Source organism: Flavobacterium sp. ASV13, assembly GCF_000745775.1.
Classification (GTDB): Bacteria; Bacteroidota; Bacteroidia; order Flavobacteriales; family Flavobacteriaceae; genus Flavobacterium.
The window spans coordinates 614,013-631,942 of sequence record NZ_JQJY01000002.1; the positions used below are offsets into that span (position 1 = coordinate 614,013).

18 protein-coding genes and 2 tRNA genes are annotated in these 17,930 nt (G+C 30.9%); 5 read left to right on the forward strand and 15 right to left on the reverse strand.

The annotated features are described in order from the left end of the window. Positions 1 to 5: 5 nt before the first annotated feature. The 8 genes from GQ47_RS06370 to GQ47_RS23730 form a co-directional block, all read right to left on the reverse strand. Complete coding sequence (locus GQ47_RS06370; RefSeq protein WP_035646353.1) at positions 6 to 1,142, reverse strand: HlyD family secretion protein; 1,137 nt, start codon at positions 1,140 to 1,142, stop codon at positions 6 to 8. Positions 1,143 to 2,012: 870 nt separating this feature from the next. Continuing rightward, positions 2,013 to 2,711 carry a hypothetical protein gene (locus tag GQ47_RS06375; protein ID WP_035646356.1) on the reverse strand — a complete coding sequence of 233 codons (699 nt, stop codon included), beginning with the start codon at positions 2,709 to 2,711 and terminating at the stop codon, positions 2,013 to 2,015. Between the two features lie 811 nt (positions 2,712 to 3,522). Then, positions 3,523 to 3,675, reverse strand: a complete 153-nt coding sequence (locus GQ47_RS23590) for a hypothetical protein (protein ID WP_193745211.1) — start codon at positions 3,673 to 3,675, stop codon at positions 3,523 to 3,525. 19 nt (positions 3,676 to 3,694) lie between these two features. Continuing rightward, on the reverse strand, positions 3,695 to 3,853 hold the full coding sequence (locus GQ47_RS23595) for a hypothetical protein (RefSeq protein ID WP_193745212.1): 159 nt from the start codon (positions 3,851 to 3,853) through the stop codon (positions 3,695 to 3,697). Between the two features lie 503 nt (positions 3,854 to 4,356). Further along, a complete protein-coding gene (locus tag GQ47_RS06390) occupies positions 4,357 to 5,022 on the reverse strand; it encodes a CPBP family glutamic-type intramembrane protease (RefSeq protein ID WP_035646364.1) in 666 nt (221 codons plus the stop codon). Between the two features lie 57 nt (positions 5,023 to 5,079). After that, complete coding sequence (locus tag GQ47_RS23820; RefSeq protein ID WP_256380876.1) at positions 5,080 to 5,205, reverse strand: hypothetical protein; 126 nt, start codon at positions 5,203 to 5,205, stop codon at positions 5,080 to 5,082. A gap of 13 nt (positions 5,206 to 5,218) precedes the next feature. Then, positions 5,219 to 5,356 (reverse strand): hypothetical protein, encoded by a 138-nt coding sequence (locus GQ47_RS23600; RefSeq protein ID WP_193745213.1) that lies wholly within the window; start codon positions 5,354 to 5,356, stop codon positions 5,219 to 5,221. Positions 5,357 to 5,549: 193 nt separating this feature from the next. Then, positions 5,550 to 5,708 carry a hypothetical protein gene (locus GQ47_RS23730; protein ID WP_238567951.1) on the reverse strand — a complete coding sequence of 53 codons (159 nt, stop codon included), beginning with the start codon at positions 5,706 to 5,708 and terminating at the stop codon, positions 5,550 to 5,552. A gap of 346 nt (positions 5,709 to 6,054) precedes the next feature. Between GQ47_RS23730 and rseP the strand changes: the two genes are divergently transcribed. The 3 genes from rseP to GQ47_RS06410 all read left to right on the forward strand — a co-directional run bounded on the left by rseP (position 6,055) and on the right by GQ47_RS06410 (position 7,667). Continuing rightward, complete coding sequence (rseP, locus tag GQ47_RS06400; RefSeq protein ID WP_035646367.1) at positions 6,055 to 7,395, forward strand: RIP metalloprotease RseP; 1,341 nt, start codon at positions 6,055 to 6,057, stop codon at positions 7,393 to 7,395. Between the two features lie 86 nt (positions 7,396 to 7,481). Beyond that, positions 7,482 to 7,555 (forward strand) — tRNA-Asn (locus tag GQ47_RS06405). A 38-nt stretch (positions 7,556 to 7,593) separates the two neighbouring features. Then, positions 7,594 to 7,667: transfer RNA gene (locus GQ47_RS06410), tRNA-Asn, on the forward strand. 86 nt (positions 7,668 to 7,753) lie between these two features. On the opposite strand, the gene GQ47_RS06415 is transcribed toward GQ47_RS06410, so the two are convergent. Then, positions 7,754 to 8,446 carry a hypothetical protein gene (locus GQ47_RS06415; RefSeq protein WP_035646369.1) on the reverse strand — a complete coding sequence of 231 codons (693 nt, stop codon included), beginning with the start codon at positions 8,444 to 8,446 and terminating at the stop codon, positions 7,754 to 7,756. Between the two features lie 198 nt (positions 8,447 to 8,644). Further along, positions 8,645 to 9,841, reverse strand: a complete 1,197-nt coding sequence (locus tag GQ47_RS06420; RefSeq protein WP_035646372.1) for a C1 family peptidase — start codon at positions 9,839 to 9,841, stop codon at positions 8,645 to 8,647. A gap of 235 nt (positions 9,842 to 10,076) precedes the next feature. On the opposite strand from GQ47_RS06420, the gene GQ47_RS06425 reads away from it, so the two are divergent. Continuing rightward, the gene (locus GQ47_RS06425; protein WP_035646376.1) at positions 10,077 to 10,925 is read left to right on the forward strand and encodes an AraC family transcriptional regulator; all 849 of its coding nucleotides are present in this window, start codon (positions 10,077 to 10,079) and stop codon (positions 10,923 to 10,925) included. 77 nt (positions 10,926 to 11,002) lie between these two features. After that, on the forward strand, positions 11,003 to 11,863 hold the full coding sequence (locus GQ47_RS06430) for a CPBP family intramembrane glutamic endopeptidase (protein ID WP_035646380.1): 861 nt from the start codon (positions 11,003 to 11,005) through the stop codon (positions 11,861 to 11,863). Positions 11,864 to 11,987: 124 nt separating this feature from the next. On the opposite strand, the gene GQ47_RS06435 is transcribed toward GQ47_RS06430, so the two are convergent. From GQ47_RS06435 to GQ47_RS06455, 5 genes are all read right to left on the reverse strand, one after another. Then, a complete protein-coding gene (locus GQ47_RS06435; RefSeq protein WP_035646383.1) occupies positions 11,988 to 13,187 on the reverse strand; it encodes a BamA/TamA family outer membrane protein in 1,200 nt (399 codons plus the stop codon). Between the two features lie 36 nt (positions 13,188 to 13,223). Continuing rightward, positions 13,224 to 14,201 (reverse strand): SphA family protein, encoded by a 978-nt coding sequence (locus tag GQ47_RS06440; protein WP_035646386.1) that lies wholly within the window; start codon positions 14,199 to 14,201, stop codon positions 13,224 to 13,226. Positions 14,202 to 14,275: 74 nt separating this feature from the next. Next, positions 14,276 to 15,262: a helix-turn-helix domain-containing protein gene (locus GQ47_RS06445; protein WP_238567952.1), complete on the reverse strand. Its 987-nt coding sequence runs from the start codon at positions 15,260 to 15,262 to the stop codon at positions 14,276 to 14,278. 337 nt (positions 15,263 to 15,599) lie between these two features. Then, positions 15,600 to 16,181 carry a DUF4136 domain-containing protein gene (locus GQ47_RS06450; RefSeq protein WP_035646391.1) on the reverse strand — a complete coding sequence of 194 codons (582 nt, stop codon included), beginning with the start codon at positions 16,179 to 16,181 and terminating at the stop codon, positions 15,600 to 15,602. Between the two features lie 280 nt (positions 16,182 to 16,461). Next, positions 16,462 to 17,862, reverse strand: a complete 1,401-nt coding sequence (locus GQ47_RS06455; RefSeq protein WP_035646394.1) for a DUF2252 domain-containing protein — start codon at positions 17,860 to 17,862, stop codon at positions 16,462 to 16,464. Positions 17,863 to 17,930 lie beyond the last annotated feature (68 nt).

Sequence of the window (17,930 nt, forward strand, 5' to 3'; positions counted from 1 at the left end):
GTTTTTTATCTGTTCTTTTGTTTTGGGTTTAACCAATTATCCATTTTATCAAATAACAAATCGAATAAACTCCTACGCGTAATTATATACCTTGTCGTTAAGGTCATACCTTTTGAAACATCAGTTTTATAACCCGATTTCAGTTTTAAAGTTTTAGAATCTAGTGAACATCGAACTTTAAAAAAAGTCTGTTCAGCTTGAATTGTAATATTTCGGTCAATATCAATTACTTTTCCTTCCAAAAAACCCCATTGATTATAATTAAAAGCATCAAGCTGAAATTTTACTTTTTGATTTTTCTTGATCAAACCAATATCATTTGGTGAAACAATATTTTCTACAATAAGATTATCAGCTGAAGAAATAATTGCAATAGATTGTGAGGCATTTACATAAGATCCTTTTTGAATTCCCAAAAAGTTTTCTATAGTTCCAGAAATAGGCGCTACAACAAAATAATTATTCGCTTCAACCTTTATTTTAGCAATTGTTCCATTAAGATTTTTCAAACGCTCTTCTAAATCTCTTTTCTGATTTTCCCAAGTTGACTTTTGCTGACTTACAAAACTTTGTAGTGCTTGTTTGTTTAAGCGTAATTCGTATTCATATTTTTCAAAATCTGCTTGTGCAATTATATCTTTATCATAAAGAATTTTGTTTCGTTCATAATTTATTTGCGCTTGCGAAATTTTACTTTGTAGTTCGTTTTTTCCTGATTGAAATTTAAATAAATCTTCACGTGCCACAGAAGTGACTAAATCTGTCGTTTGATTTTGCAACAGATTTGAAATATCTTCTAATAACGAAGAAGTTGAACTCGATAACATATCCTGAGTTGTTTTATCGCTTTCAAGATTTTCTTTTGAGATTTTTAAAAGCGTATCTCCTTTTTTTACATAAGCATTATTTTTTACAGCTATCCATTCAACCTTTCCGCTTACGATAGTTGCAATAGGGACATTATCCGTTTTACTGCGAATTATGCCACGGCTCTGACTGCTGATATCAACTTTAATTATAGGCAATAAGCTAAAAAAAATAATGATTCCTAAAAGACTAACTAGATAAATGGAAAAGCTTTTTGCTTTATTTTTTGCGATAAGATTTTCTAATGTGTTTATTGGATCTGAGGTGAAATTCATAAATATTTATCCTATTCTTTTCCTTTTAAAAAACAACAATATAATAGCATTTAAAATTGCTACATTATGTATCAATTATTTAATGATGATTTATTTAAAAGGCTATGAGCTTATTTTACCAATTACATAATGCAAATGCTAAATAGATAATATATTGAATTGCATAGGTTTTTCTTTTTCCATAGTCTGATTTTACTAAATTATTTTGTTCTGGGTGGCAAACCGAAAAGGCCTCTTTCAAAATCATCCCAAAATTTAATTGAATTCGGATTCGAAAAAACATACCATAGACAAATGAAAAAAATAATTTTCAACATAAAACTTTGAAGTCTTTTCCAGCAAATTTTTTGATCTTTATTTTTGTACATAATATTTTAATTTTAAGACTTTATAGTAAAAACATTTTTAATTTTTTGTAAAAAAATAAAAAGCTTTTCCTAGTGCGTAGCCCAAAAAATATATAAAAACTGCTATAAAAAAAACTTTGCTTATTTTTTTATTATAACTTTCTGCATAACAAATATCTTTTTTTATTAAATAAAAAAACAACACGGCTCTATAGCATTATAATGTTTTAGAGCCTTGATTTATTAATGTGAATAATGATAATAAGCTTGACCTATTGCATAACCTGCACCATATATTGCACCAGCAATTGCAATTCATCCTTTGGTTTCGTTCACTTCCAGAACATTAAGCTAAATTCAATTCTTCTAAATTCATAATTTTAAAATTTAAATGGTTAATTAATAAATTTCAACAAAAATCATTTCCTCTAGAATGTTTCGTTATAGCAAACTTATCATAGTTCCGTCTAATAAAATTGGACAGAAGTTTGAGCCTCCAAAATTTCTTTTGATTCATCATCTTTTATGAATCAAATAAATAAACAGCAAGCATATTACATATACAATGAAATACCAATCCCCAAAAAAAACCATTTCTTAATCTTATATAACTTATAAAATAACCTGTAATTATTTGAGGAACTACAAATAAAGGAGCAATAACAATTAGACTAACCGGAACAGATCTGTAAAAGTTTAACAAATGCATTAATCCAAATGAAATACAAAATGTGTAAAAATAATAGGGGTAAAATTTGGTTGAGATTATTACTAAAATTTGTTGATCAAAAAACTTGTAAATTAAACTTCCTAACAGCAAAATAATTAATATTAATTTTATTAGAAGACGAAAATTATATACATCAGAAGGCTTATGAATTAAAAAAATAACAAACAAAAGACTTATAAAAGGCATGTGCATTTTTTTAAGGCTCAGCGGTAACCTAAAAATTAACTCTTCTAGAAGCGGGACAATAAAAAGTATGCGAAAAATTGAACTGTTACTAAGCTTCATTTTTTGTTTATTAAAAATAGTTTCATAAAACGAAAAATTAAACTGATTTTGCACATAATAATCAACTAGTTTTAAAACGATAGTAGCAACAAAAAGAAGCAAGTACATATAAAAAAGATTAAACAACAATTCTTTTGCTTTTTGAGCAAAAGAATTGTCTTTTCTAATCAATAATGAAGGGCTTTTAAAAAATAAAAAATCAATCATAATTAAAATGGAAGTGGATCGCCAAGAAGACGACCAAATTGCTTACAATTAATATACAATGCAAATACTATATAGATAATATATTGAATTACTTAGGTTTTTCTTTTTTCCATCGTCTGATTTTTACTAAACTATTTTGCTGTGGGTGGCAAACCGAAAAGTCCTCTTTCAAAATCATTCCAAAATTCTATTTTATTTCGATTCGAAAAAACAAAACATATAAAAGGCTAATGAAAAGAGCCATTTTTATCATAACAATTTGAAATTTTTCTCCATCAATAAATTTATTTTTCATTTAAATTTTATTTTTTGATCACGCCTTTCAATAAAACTTATAGTTTTCAAGACTTTAAATCTTATTTTGCAATTATGGCTCCAATTGCTTCTCCCTTTTCAAACGACCAAATTGAAAGTATTAGAACTATAGCAATTAAAGTCATTATCAACCAAAGTGTTTTACTTGTGCTTTTCATATAATCCTAATTTTAAAAATCTGCATTTCTAAATTTTAGTTGTCTTATAAAAAATTATGATATCGGTTTTTTATTACTTTTCTCTTTTTTGAAAAAAAAACATAATAAAAACACTTGCCATAATTAGCTCCCAAATTCTATAGACCCAAATATTAACATCGAAAGAAAATATTTGATGCACTGTGTTTTTTGAAAAAAAAGTATTAATAAAACCCAGTATAAAAAATATACCAATGACTAGAAAAATGTAGCTCAATGATTTCATAAAAATGACATTTTATTGATTAATAATAAAAATATTTAAACTATGTGGTTGCTGAAAACAACCACATAGTAATTTAAATAAAAGCAATTATAACGATTACAGCACCAGCTGCTAAGAGAGCTTTAGCCGCATAATGCCCAACTTCATAAGCAACTCCGTCATGTCCTCCCTCAATTTCAATTAATTCATTAAAATTAAGCTCCGTAATTCCAACAATATTTTCCATGTTATTAAAAATTTAACTATTAAAATGCATCTAAAAAGCCTCTGCAAAAATCTATTAATTGATGTGATAAATAAGGGGCTGGATTATAATCATTATAAGGAGGACATCCTCCCCCTCCTTGAACTTCCTGCACTTCCTGAGCATTAAGCTCAACTAAATTCAATTCTTGTAAATTCATAATTTTAAAATTTAAATTGTTAATTAATAAATTTCAACAAAATCATTTTCTCGAGAACGTTTTCGTTACAACAAACTTATCATAGTTCCGTCTAATAAAATTGGACAGAAGTTAGAGCCTCCAAAAATTTCTTTAGATTCATCATCTTTTATCGTTTTTAGAAAAAACTTAATATTACTTTAAAAAAATATTCTTTAGTATAGTCTGCTATTTTTTAAACATTAATAAATACTATATCATAACGAATGTGATAATTTTTATTTTTAAGTCGCCAATAAAAAAGGAATGATTAAAAAAGTCGTCAATTAAATTCCATTTAAAAAAAACAACTAATAGAAAAATGAAAAGAATAATATTAAAAATTATATTTTCATTTATCCCTTTCCCAATCCTTTGACTTTCATTTTTAGTTAGTTTATATTTTGACATATATATTTTTAAAGTTAATATGAAACTCTTTTTTTCATTTAAATAAAATAATGTTGCTTCTAATTTATTTCTGATTATATAATAATTGCAACAAAATTAAATAGTGAATGCAAAGACAGACCCCAAAAAAAACCGTATTTTAATCTTAAATTAGTAATAAAATAACCCATGATCATTTGGGGTATTACATAAAAAGGATAAAATAAAGCTAATTCCCAATGCAGAATTTTAATATTAGTAATATGTATTAATCCAAAAAATATTATTGAAATCCAAACTAACCAATTTTGCCTCTTGTCAATAGAATTAATAATCGTTGGAGTCAAAAATTTCCATGTAAGTAAAAAAGTAAAAACACCAATTAAAATTATATAGAAATACAATTCATCATGAAAATTTAATTTTATAAAACGTCTTCGTAATATTTCATGCAAAAAAAAACCTGTAAAAATTGAAATATTTTTTCTGTTAACTATTAAGCATAATCGAAACAATAATTCCTCAATAATAGGACCTACAAAGACAGTTATATAAAAAGGATACTTAACATATTTGTTTTGTGTTTGATGTATTAATTCTTTGACAGATTCAAAATGAAGATATTTAGTAATAACAAAATCTAGAGGCAAGATTATTACTAATACTGTAATAATAATTAAACTTAAACCTAGTAAATATGAAGTTATTACTTTTAGTACTTTCTCTTTTAAGCTGTAATTAATTGTACTTCTATAGTTCATTTTTCTTATTTAAGTTTAGCAAATAAAAAGAGGTTGTTAAGACAACCTCTATATTTATTAAATAGCCATGAGAACATCCCAAGCAATGCCTATTAATTTTCTTAATTTAGCGCCATTATCGTAACAATCTTGACAACCTCCATTAATCTCAACCAATTCTGTGTTTTTTAATTCTACTAGCATAATTTATTCAAATTTATAAGTCAAACAATCCTCTTAAAAAATCTTTTACATGTGATTCACACTGTAAATACAAACAAACTGGACAGCCCCCTTCAACTTCTTGGACTTCATGAATATTAAGCTCTGCTAAATTCAATTCTTGTAAATTCATAACTTTAAAATTTAAATGGTTAATTAATAAATTTTCAACAAAATCATTTTCTCGAGAACGTTTTCGTTATAGCAAACTTATCATACTTCCGTCTAATAAAATTGGACAGAAGTTTGAGCCTCCAAAAATTTCTTTAGATTCATCATCTTTAATCGTTTTAAGCGAATAATTTAATATTAACTCAAAAGAAGTTTCATAGAAAAAGGTTTCTCTTTTTTTTGCAATATTTTACAGGAGCATCCAATTCCTTAATAACTTCCAGTTCATTATAAAGTTGGCTTCGACTCAAACTTAATTTTCTTGCAAAAACACTTGGAGCTCCTGTGTTTTCAGAAACAATTAATTTATGCATTCTTTTCATCCTTTCAATTTGTTTAACAAAATTCATAGTTTCATCATAAAAGTTAATGGAATGTGATAGTTTTAAAGGATTTGCAACAACTTATATTAATTCCTTATAAAAACATCGTTTTACAACAAACATGAAATTAAAAAGAAAGTATCAAGATTAAAGAGATAAAAAAGTTTTAAAAATATCAGTATAAGACAATTGTAACGATTTATACAAATGATTTACTAATAAGTAGAACTAAGCACAATTATTAACAAACATTTAAAACCTTAAGTATTATATTGCGGGCTTAAATTAAATTTTAAAACGTTACTTTTGTGCGTTAAATACGAACTAAAATTATAAAATGGATATAGTTATCAAACTCTCTCAATTTCTATTGAGTTTATCTTTACTTATTATTCTTCATGAATTAGGGCATTTTATCCCTGCTAAATTATTCAAAACCAGAGTCGAAAAATTTTACTTATTTTTTGATGTTAAATATTCTCTATTAAAAAAGAAAATCGGCGAAACAGAATACGGAATTGGATGGCTTCCGCTTGGAGGTTATGTAAAAATCTCTGGAATGATCGACGAAAGTATGGACAAAGAACAAATGGCTTTGCCACCTCAGCCATGGGAATTTCGTTCTAAACCAGCTTGGCAACGTTTGATTATTATGCTTGGAGGTGTTACGGTAAACTTTATCCTGGCTTTTATTATATATATAGGAATGGCTTTTGTTTATGGCGATACTTATATTGCAAATTCTGATTTGAAAGATGGTGTATGGATAACCAATCCTGTAATGGAAAAAATTGGAATAAAAACAGGAGATAAAATTATCTCTATTGATGGTCAAAAAATTGAAAACTTTGATGATGACACCAACATGAAGGTCATCATGGCAAAAGAAATTTTAATTGAGAGCAACGGACAACAGAAAACCATCAAAATGCCGACTGATTTTGTTGATCAGTTATCTAAACACGAGAAAGGTTTTTTAATTGATACCCGAATGCCTTTTGTTGTCGGAAGCGTTCAAGATGATTCGCCAAATACTTCGCTTAAACCAAAAGATCTACTTGTTACATTAAATGGACAAGAAGCTAAATATTATGATCAGGTTAAAGTAATTTTAAGTGCAAATAAAGGAAAAACAATTCAAGCTGTTGTTTTACGTGATTTAAAACAAACTCCTATTACGCTTAAGGTTTCTGCAAAAGGAACTATAGGTGTTGTTCCAGGTGGTTTAGATATCAAATCATTAGAAAAATTAGGATACTACAAAGTAAGTACGAAAGAATATACTTTTCTGGAATCTATTCCTGTTGGACTTGCGAAAGGAAAAGATCGTCTGATAGGTTACGGAAAACAATTAAAAATGATTTTTAATCCAGAAACTAAAGCTTATAAACAAGTGGGTGGTTTTGCTGCGATTTATAACATTTTTCCGAGTTCTTGGAGCTGGGAAGCTTTCTGGAATATTACCGCTATTTTGTCAATTATGCTTGGAGTGATGAATTTATTACCAATTCCGGCTCTTGATGGAGGTCATGTGATGTTTTTATTATATGAAATTGTTAGTGGCAAAAAACCAAGCGATAAATTCCTTGAAAACGCCCAAATGGTTGGCTTCGTACTACTTATAGCGTTGCTTTTGTTCGCAAACGGAAACGATATTTATAAGGCAATTATGAAGTAGAAAAAAAAATGAATAAAAAGAGTTAAAATATTTTTGAGAAACTAAAAATTCGATTATATTTGCACTCGCTAAAAAGAGCAACACTTTCCTCCTTAGCTCAGTTGGTTAGAGCATCTGACTGTTAATCAGAGGGTCCTTGGTTCGAGCCCAAGAGGGGGAGCAACTTTTTTTAGCAAACATATTTACCTTTAAGGTGATTCCTCCTTAGCTCAGTTGGTTAGAGCATCTGACTGTTAATCAGAGGGTCCTTGGTTCGAGCCCAAGAGGGGGAGCTTAAAAAAAAAAGACTATCATTTACGATAGTCTTTTTTTTGTTTTATATCAAAGTAAAGTTCATTCCTTCATTCTCTCTGCATTTTTATTGTTTTGCTACTTTATTAGCTAGATTTTTACTTTCAAACAAAACCATCATCTCATTTGCTTTTTCTGGCTTGTTAATGGCTTTTAATGATTCGGCGCAACGATAGTAATAAATTGGATCTAGATTTTTGCCTACTTCTATCAATTCACCGTAATATTTAGCTGCAGATTCCATGTCACCTTCAAAATACGATTTGTCTGCTACTTTTTTAAGCATATCGGTATTTTTATAGCCTTTATCGACCACTTTTGTGTAAGTTTTTGAAATATCAATATCTATATATTTTGGCGCTTCCGTAGGGCGTGCTACTGCCACTTTTACTGGCTCTACCTTTTCATCAGGAATATCGATGACTACTTTTGACATTAGCGGTACTTCCGTTTGTTTCAATTTGGGTTTTCTGTAAATTGGAGTTACAGTTCTAGTGTTATTTGGACCAAGATCATAAGTATTAACCATATCTAGTTTTGAAACTTCGTATTTTGTAACTCTTCTTCCAAAGGTCATATTTATTGTTTCTTCAACATAGTAAGCTTCTATAACAAGATCATTATCTGACTTCTTGTCTGATTGTAAATGTGTACTTCCAGCCGATGCTATAACAGGGGCTTTTGAAACTGCTTTTTGCGCAAAACAGCTAAAAGGAACAACACACACAATTGCCACAAAAATTTCTGCATAATTTTTCATGATAATTTTGATTAAGTTGTTTATTTCAAAAAACTATAGTAAAGGTAGTTATACTTCTTTTTTTATGTTTATTTAACCCGTAAACAACCTTAAAAGACGTTTAAATACGGTTTTTAAGCACTAGACATAGTAAAATATCAACAAAAAAAGCGCCGCAATTTCTTGCAGCGCTTTTTCTATTTTTAAATCGGAATAAAATTAAACCCCTAATTTCTTAGCAATCTCAGCAGGAATTCCGCCTTTGTTTACTAACAATGCAGTCGTTTTATATTTCACGAAATTTTTAGTTACAAACAAGAAACCTTTGTAGTCGTTTGTTTCTCCCCAAGAATTTTTTACGATATAATATTCTTTTCCGGTTTGATCTTTTGCAAGACCAATAATATGCATTCCGTGGTCGTCTGTTGTTGTGTAATTATCAAACGCAGCCTGACGCATTTCTGGTGTAATTTCTGGTTCCGCTTTTGGTCCGTTGAACATGTCTGCTTTTTCTTCAGCTGTCATGTCGTCAAATTTCTTTGTTGGTACATACGCCACACCATTTTTCCAGCTAAAGCTTTTCTCACTTACGTCAGTTGCCCAGGCTACTGTATATCCTTTTTTCAATGCATTGTCAATAACATCCGTCATATCATTAACTTTTACATTGTAAACCTGATCTAATGACCAGTTGTCTGGCACCATCATTGTTGTTTTTTGGTAATAAGGAGAAGTTGTAAATGAAGACATTTCAATATATTCATCTGGATTAATTCCTACTACTTCTTTAGCAAAAGACTGTGGTGTATAGTTTTTCCCTTTATAAGTGAAGTTATCCGGCGCTTTTCCTAAATAAGAATCAATAACTGCTGCGTATGCTTTTTGCCAGTTTGGAGTCAATTCTCCATTTGGATTTTTCACAACCGCTGCAAGAACTCCTTCTATAAGAGCTGCCATTTCAGCAAATTTATTTTTGTCTGTTCCGTAGTTTAATCCTGTGTAAACTTCTCTCGGAACAGTTCCGTATTTTTTATACATATTAATTACATCGTGCAAAGCTCCTCCATCACCTAAAGTGATTGCTCCGTGCATACGAACATAATTTACGCCTTTGTCAACATACACATTTCTTGCTGAAAAAACCTGAGACAATTCTACTGGCTGTTTTCCTAAACGAATCATTTCTGATTCTAAGAATGAGTTTGTTGAATAACTCCAGCAAGTTCCAGAAGATCCCTGAGATTTTACTGATGTTGTTCCTAAGTTAACTACTTCAGTGAATTTAAAGTTCTCTTTACTTTTATCACTTGCATTCAACTTTAATGAGTTTACCAAAATGTCTTGCGCAAAACAGCCGCCTACAGCAACAAAAAATGCAGATGCAGCAAAAACTGATTTCATTGTATTTTTATACATAATCAAAGGATTTAAATAGTTGACTAATTAGTAGCCCGTATTATATTTTTGTTACAAAACAATTAAATAATCGGTAAAAAAACTATTATTTAACAGTTAATGTTTATACAATCTTTTTATTATGCGTTTAAATCTTACAAATTATACAATCTGAGTTTTTTAATTAGAAAATTTGCCAATTAGATAATTAGAAAATTTTTCTTCAAAATAGTACTTTCAAAATACTCGCTATTATTTGCAAATAAATAGTACTTTAGTTCTTGAAAATGCCACATCAAAACCGGACATGTACGAACTGGAAAAAGAAACTTATTTAGGCAATACCAAAAACATCTTCAATACTCAAGAGGGAATTGCAGTTGTTGAAACGGAGTATCAAAACAAGGTTTACGAAGGCTGGCATTCGCACAATAACGCCCATATAACGCTTTTTTTAAAAGGAGGCACGACGGAGAAAAGAAAAAATTTCAGCGAAACGGTCGGTCCGGGTTCACTATTATTTTATCACAGCGACGAATTACATTTAAATCAGAATACACTTTTTCCTTCCCGAAACATCAATATCGAAATTGAAGAAAATCTGCTCAAAGAACTTCAAATCTCTGAAGCTGTAATCGAAAAATCAATTCAAAATGAAACTTTTACCAAGTTTTTAATTTTAAAGATTTTTAAAGAAACACTTACTGCCGATGCTTTTTCTGCCGATACAATTAAGATGTTGTTTTCTCAATTAACTGTTGCTAATACTCATTTGGATCGATTTGAAAAAAGTCCGTTTTGGGTAAAAAGTTTAAATGAATTATTAAACGATTGTTGGAATGAAAACCCAAATCTGCAGGATTTGGCATTGGTTTTAAACCTCAACCCTATTACCATTTCAAAACATTTTCCTAAATATTTTGGATGCACTTTGGGCGAATATATGCGTCGTATTAAAATCAATCGTTCGCTTTCGCTGATACAATCTAATGAAATTAATTTGACTGAAATCGCTTTAGAATGCGGATTTTCAGATCAAAGCCATTTTATCCGGACTTTTAAAACACAAACCGGATTTCTGCCTAAACAATTTCAAAAATTATAGAGAGGCAAATTTCATTCTATTTTTTGGTTTTGATTCGGGATATTTTTGTCTCATCATAAATCATTAAATACAATCAAATGGAAACGCTTACTTTAAAACAAAAAACGTTTAATTCCCCAATAACAAAAATCATTCTTGCTTTACTCACTTTTATGGCAGTTGTTATTATTAGTCAACAAATTGCTGTAAAATTACTAGCCTTAACACCACTTGAAAAAGATTTCCGAAACCTTTTAAAAGGGCTTTTTGTTTCTGCTTTATGCATTTTCAGTTACATTCTTTTCTTTAAAAAATATGACAAAAGAACAATCGAAGAATTTTCTAAAAAAGGACTTGCAAAAAATCTTATTCTTGGCACTCTCATTGGTTTTACCTTACAATCTCTTACTATTTTAGTAATCTACCTAAACGGAAGCTACAGTGTTGTGAACATTAACCCAATTTCATTCATTCTGATTCCTTTTACTATTATGTTTACGGTTGCTATTATTGAAGAAATATTAGTGCGTGGAATTATATTTAGAATTGTAGAAGAAAAACTGGGAAGTTATATTTCTCTTACCTTATCTTCAGTACTGTTTGGTATTTTTCATTTAGCAAATCCTCATGGTACTTTGATTTCGGCAATATGCATAACTATGGCAGGTTTTATGCTTGGAGCTGCTTTCATTTACAGCCGTAATTTATGGTTTCCGATAGCCTTGCATTTTGCCTGGAATTTTACACAATCTGGAATTTATGGTGCAATAACATCTGGAAACGAAAAAACGAATAGTTTATTAAATGCTAAAATACAAGGTCCAGAATTCATTACCGGGGGAGAATTTGGTCCTGAAGGATCTATTCAGGCTATTTTATTCTGTGCAGTAGGAGCCATTGTACTATTAGCTTTAAGCCGAAAAGAAAACAAAATAATTAAGCCTTATTGGAAAAAATAAAAAAAATTTACTCGCAATTATAAAAAAACACCCGACAAAAATTGTCGGGTGTTTTTTTATTTTTCAATATTCACGTTTCGCTATTCACTTCTTACTAATTACTAATCACTTTTCACTAAAAAAACTACCTCATCCAATTACTTCCAAAAACAATGTAATACGCCCAATCTTCATTACCTTTTGCAACATCAATTCCCATTCGAAGTTTAAATTTTCGGGCGATTAAATATCTAAAACCTGTTCCGTAACTGTAAACGACAGGCTTCTGAAATGCTTTATCCCAATCATCAAATGCACTTGCAAGACCACCAAATCCCATCAAACTCCATCTTCGATACAAATCCCAACGAAACTCAAGTTCGTTTACAATACTGGTGTTTCCCATATATCTGGCCGCCGGAATTCCTCTTAAATTGATTCCCGGTTTAAGATAAAAAGGCGGACTTCCCAACGCCTGCTCCCCTTCAATCCTTAGTCCGCCAATTAATTTATCCGTTATTGGATAATAACCTATTGCAGACAAATTAATACGCCAGAAATTATAATCACTTCCTAGTCCTTTATCTGACCAGAAAAAATCTGACTGAATTCGTATTCCTTTATCTGGTGTAAATATATTGTCACGCCCGTCAAATTGAAGCGCTGCCCCTAACTGACTTACTGTACTTTCAATATCACCTGGTTTAACAAACGGAGGCGGTAGATTAAAGTCGGGCAGATTTATTTTTGAATTTAAAAACAAATATTGTGGTCCGGCACTCCATTTTTCATTGTTAAATTGTTTTAGCCATTGTGTATAAAAAACCGAAGATCTAAAATTCAATTTAAATTCCTGATCATCTCCGGGAAGATTATTGGCATAAAAAGACAGATTTATATCTCCGTACGCTGCTCCAACACGATATAGTATTTTTGGTTTTACTAAAGTTGCAGAACGAAATGCTCCTACCATCCAGCTGTTATTTGCCGTGTACATTCCGAATCCTCCGGTTATATCCGGGTTTATAAACCGTTTTTTTCCATCTTCATCGATCACAGGATTTCGTTTTTTAAGAAAAACTGGAGCCAAAGCACCTCCAAATCCTCCTAAAGCCGGTTCAGATATAATGGCTGGAACTACCAGAAAACCATTTGCATAAATTAAAAAATTACTTAAATCGATAGCTCCATCAAGAGAATCTCTATAACGCATATTTTTAGGTTCCGATGTTGTTGTTGCTGTTGTTGTTTGCGAAGTCATTCCTGTGTAAGACAAGAGAAACATGACAATAATTAATCTGGTCTTCCAAATACTTTTTCGATCAAAAAGGCATTTTTTTTTCATTGCAAAATATGTTTCTTCCTGTAAATAGGAAATTGATTATTTAGGTTGCTCTTTCTGAAAACTGAATACATGTGCCAGTGTTAAAAAAAATGTATTTCCCTGAAACCTGTTTACAGCTCCAATTTCAGAAACCCAGCGCAATCCAGCTGTAGTTTTGCATCCAATATGAAAATAATTCACCTCAGCACCTAAAGCTCCAACTCTGTCTTTGTCTGGTTCCAGAAGCAACGTCCCAACCGGTATTTCATCATTAGATACTTTATATTGTAGATAATAGATTAATCCTGCATTCAAAATTCCAGTTGGAGCAGTTTTTTCGGCATTCATCATATAAAAAGTTTTGCCCAAACCTCCTTCGATACTTAAAATATCACCTGTTTTTATATCGGTATCTTTCTTTTTGCCGTTGATTTCGTAAGCGGCCAAAATCGAGAAATGAGTTGTTTTTTTGTCATTAAAAAACAAAGTTGTTCCTCCCGAAAATTCGTTCATAAACATTCCTAATCCGCTGTTGTTACTTCCTCCCAACTCATATTCCCCTGTAGGAAGATACAATTGATAACTAAAAACAAAATCTGCTCTTTTATGATGCCAGCCTAATTGAATAGGCTGTACGAGCATATCAGTAAAAGCAAAAGAACTTTTTGAATCTACATAACTTCCCTGAATCGCATTTGATGCAAAAGCAACTAAAAGAGTTGCGCCATAATTTGCGCCAAGAATTTTAAAATCGCTCACATAATTTGCACCTATACCAGTTAAAAACATATTAATATCTGGATTTGCAATGGATTTGTCTCCATCGGAATTTCTTAAAGAACCTGCTTCATAAAAATATCCAGGCACATAAACTGTGAGCATATTTTCTGGAGCCTGAGTTCCCGATTGTAGTCCGGAAGATCCAAGAATATGACCTCCTTTAAGCTGCGCATAACCTGATAAATGCATCAATATTATTAAAGATAAAACAACTGATTTTTTGATTTGATTATGTTGATTTAATTCCGTTTTCATTGTTCTTGCATTTAAAATTAATGAGACTTAATAATCCTATTTATCAACGACTTGTCATCAGTTTGAATATTATTTTAGATAATATGTATGCGCTTTTCCGGATTCATTCTGACAACTTTAAAATATTCTGAAGGCGATTTTCCGGTGTGCTTAAGAAAAGCTCTAAAACAGGTTGTTCTTGATTTGAAACCAGAACCCCAAGCCATTCCTTCCAGAGAAAGATCTTTCCATTCTGGGTCATTAATTTTTTCTTTAAAATATTCTATTCTTTTCAAGTTTACATAATCTTGAAAATGCAGATTAAATTCAGAATTAATTAAATTGGAAAGATGATGTACAGATATTCCGGTTTCATCGGCAATATCTCTTATTACCAAATCCTTTTTCAGAAAAAGTTCTCGTGAGGCAAAAATTTCCTCTAATTGCATCAAATACTGCTGTTTCTTTTCAACCGTAAGATCTTTAACAATTGGCAATGTGTTTTTTGATTCGTTTTCTTGTATCACGAGCAGTTTCTCTTCAACGATTTGAAAATCATCATTGACTTCATTTGTATTTATATCATAGAATATTTGTGGCTTAAAATAAAGCCAGCTCACTGTAAAAACAAGTACAAATGAAATCAGTATGTAACAAGACAAATCGACTGTATAAACACTACTAACTAAAAAATAATGCACAAAAAGTGCCGAAAACAAAAACAAAATCACCAAATTATAAACTCGTATCCAGCTTAAAACTTTTATTCTGTTGAAATGATTTTTTTTGAATTTTTCTAAATCATAATTCAAAACCATCATCGTCTGGCAAAATGCATAAAGCAGCCAAATAGACAAACTCAACATTGAAAATGGGCTTTGAATTTTAGGGGAAAATTTTTGTGCCAATGGGAAATCAACCAAATTACCAATCCAAACACAAAATGTTAAACTAAAATAAATCAGAAAAGGCAAGAAATGAAGCCAGTCATATTTTTGAAATATACGATCTGTAAACAATAGATTTCGGACATACAAAAAAGCACATGGCGCCACTAAAAACATAAAAGATTTCGTGATCATAAACAGATCAGGGAAAAAATTAAGAACATTTGCCGACAAATAAAAATTATATACACTGACAACAGCAAGGCTAAATAAGAACAGTCCTAAAAAGAAACTCTTTGAGTAATTTCTTTTAGAAAACAGCACCATAAATGATGTCGCAAAGCCGACCATCGTTGCCATAAAAAAGAAAAGAGAAAGTACTATATCCAGCATATATTAGTTTTTTATAATTAATAATTGCTCCTTCTTAAAAAATAAATTTTAAAAGAAAGTTATGTACCATAACTCATAAAGACTACACTTATCTGTTGCCAGATAAGTATAAATGTCTTTATAAAATAAATTTAAAAGCTTATTTTTTAGCGAGACCTGGGGGAAAGCCTTCTAGTATTTTTTTAATTGCACCTGCAATAAATTCTTCCGGATTATCTGGTTTACTGTCGATTTGAGCATTACCTATTCCTTGCCAAAGCAGTTTTTGTGTTTTTGAAGAAACAATATCAATAACAAGCGAACCATCAACATAATCATATGAATTAAATGTTGTTGTACCGCCACCCATCATAGCGCCGCCGCCCCAATATCCGTATGGACGATACATTCCTCCATAACCATAAAAATTAGTATCGGCAGTCACTTGAGTTTTGTTTTTTAATATAGAAACCGCATTGACTTTTAAATCAGGATTATCAGTTGATTCTACAAATCCTTTAGCGGTCATTTCGGCGCGAATTGCTTTTGCAACACGATCTGCATTAAGCTGATTTACCTGGCCTTCCTGGGCTTTTAAGTCATAGACCGTAAAAGTTTTGTATTGGCTAAAATTAGCAGAGTGATCGTAATCTGTGGTAACTTTTACAGTTGGTGAACAACTGTAAAACAATCCCAATAAAATTAACGGAATTAGGCGAAGATTTGTTCTTTTAATATTCATTGTTCTGATATTTAAATTAATAATTAAATTAGTTTAACTCGAATGCTTTATTAAAATCATGTAAAATCTTTGGGGCGTTAATGTAATGTAAAATACCTGTTAAATTAACACAAACAACTATTAAACAACACCTTAACATAGCCTAAAGATATATCATTTTCTTTAATTAACATAGTTTATTGCAAAAAATCTTACTTATTGCATTTGATGATTTTATCTAAAATGTAAGTTTTGATTCTTACAAATCTTTTTTAAATCTGAGCGACTACATGAGTGCGAATTACATTTCTGCCGAAATGGGCAATCTTCCTTCTTTTATGGCTTCGACCATTTTATTGTAATCCAATTCATTTTGATGTGCATATGACATTGAAAATTTAGAAATAGCATTCGCAAATTCATTGTTATTGCCAATATATCCAGACAAAAGCGATGGATCACCAGATCGTGCATGTGCTCTTGCGAGTGCCCATCCACAGGCTTTGGCATAATCTGTCATATTTTCAGATTTCATTATTTCTATAACTGGTTTTATCTTGGCATCACGAAGCTGACGGATATAAAAATATTTGCCTTTATCATCATTTGTCCATCCTAAAAACATATCTGGCGCTGATTGCATTAATTTTTGTCCCATTACAATTCGTTCTCCCTGATGAGGATATTTCCCTTTATTTTTTACGTTTGCTTCTAATACGCTTTTTCTGGCTTCTTTAAACTGCAAAAAAATTGGTTCTCCGGTAGCCGACATTAATAAACTTATGCCACAGAGTGTTCCAACACTTCCCACGCCTACTACTTTTATAGCAAAATCATGCATAGTATATCTGCTCAACAAAACTTGTTTATCTTCTGGAAGTGATTCTATATATCGTTTATGAGCCTGTTTAGCTTCTCTTAACGTATAACTTTCTTCATCTCCCGAAGGATGATAAATCAATGGAGGGTCATCTTTTATTCTGGCCCGAACTCCATCTAAATAAGTCATTTTTGCAAATTCTTTTTCGTGAGCAATAGATTCGACGGCTTTTTTTATTCGTTTCTGCTGAAATTCTTTTAATTCTTCATCTTTTCCCAAATCAATAAGTTCTGCCAAATCAATATCAGCATACCAAATTTGAAGTGCCGATAATTTACTGTAATCAAGCATATGTCTTTTATAACTATCTGCAACATGCCATGCAAAAGCTTTGCAGTCTTTAACCGAAAATTTTCGCCACTTTCCTGCAATTGCAAAACTTGTTGCGAGCCTTTTTACATCCCATTCCCATGCGCCGGGAAATGTTTCATCAAAATCATTAATGTCAAAAACCAATTTACGTTCAGGAGTTGCAAAACCACCAAAATTCATTAAATGACAATCTCCACAAAGCTGCAGCTGTATTCCTGTGTTTGGTGTATTTGCTAAATCTGCAGCCATAATTGCGGCAGCACCTCGATAAAAAGCAAAAGGCGATTCGATCATTCTTCGATATCGGATAGGCAATAAACGCTCAAGCCTTCCTATACTTGTCTGAATCAAAATATCTACAGGATCTTTACGATCTTCAGGCGGTGTCCATTCCTGATGAGAAGAACGAGGCACATCTTTTCTGATCGCTGCACCATTATCATAGCGTTCTGCTTTTGATGCTAATCGATCAAAAAAACTTTCGGCACTATCTGTTGCTTTTTCTGTCATGCAGATGATTTATCTAAACTCAATTCTATTTTTTTCTTTTGAAGTTTCAGCTTGTTGAAAGAAACTTA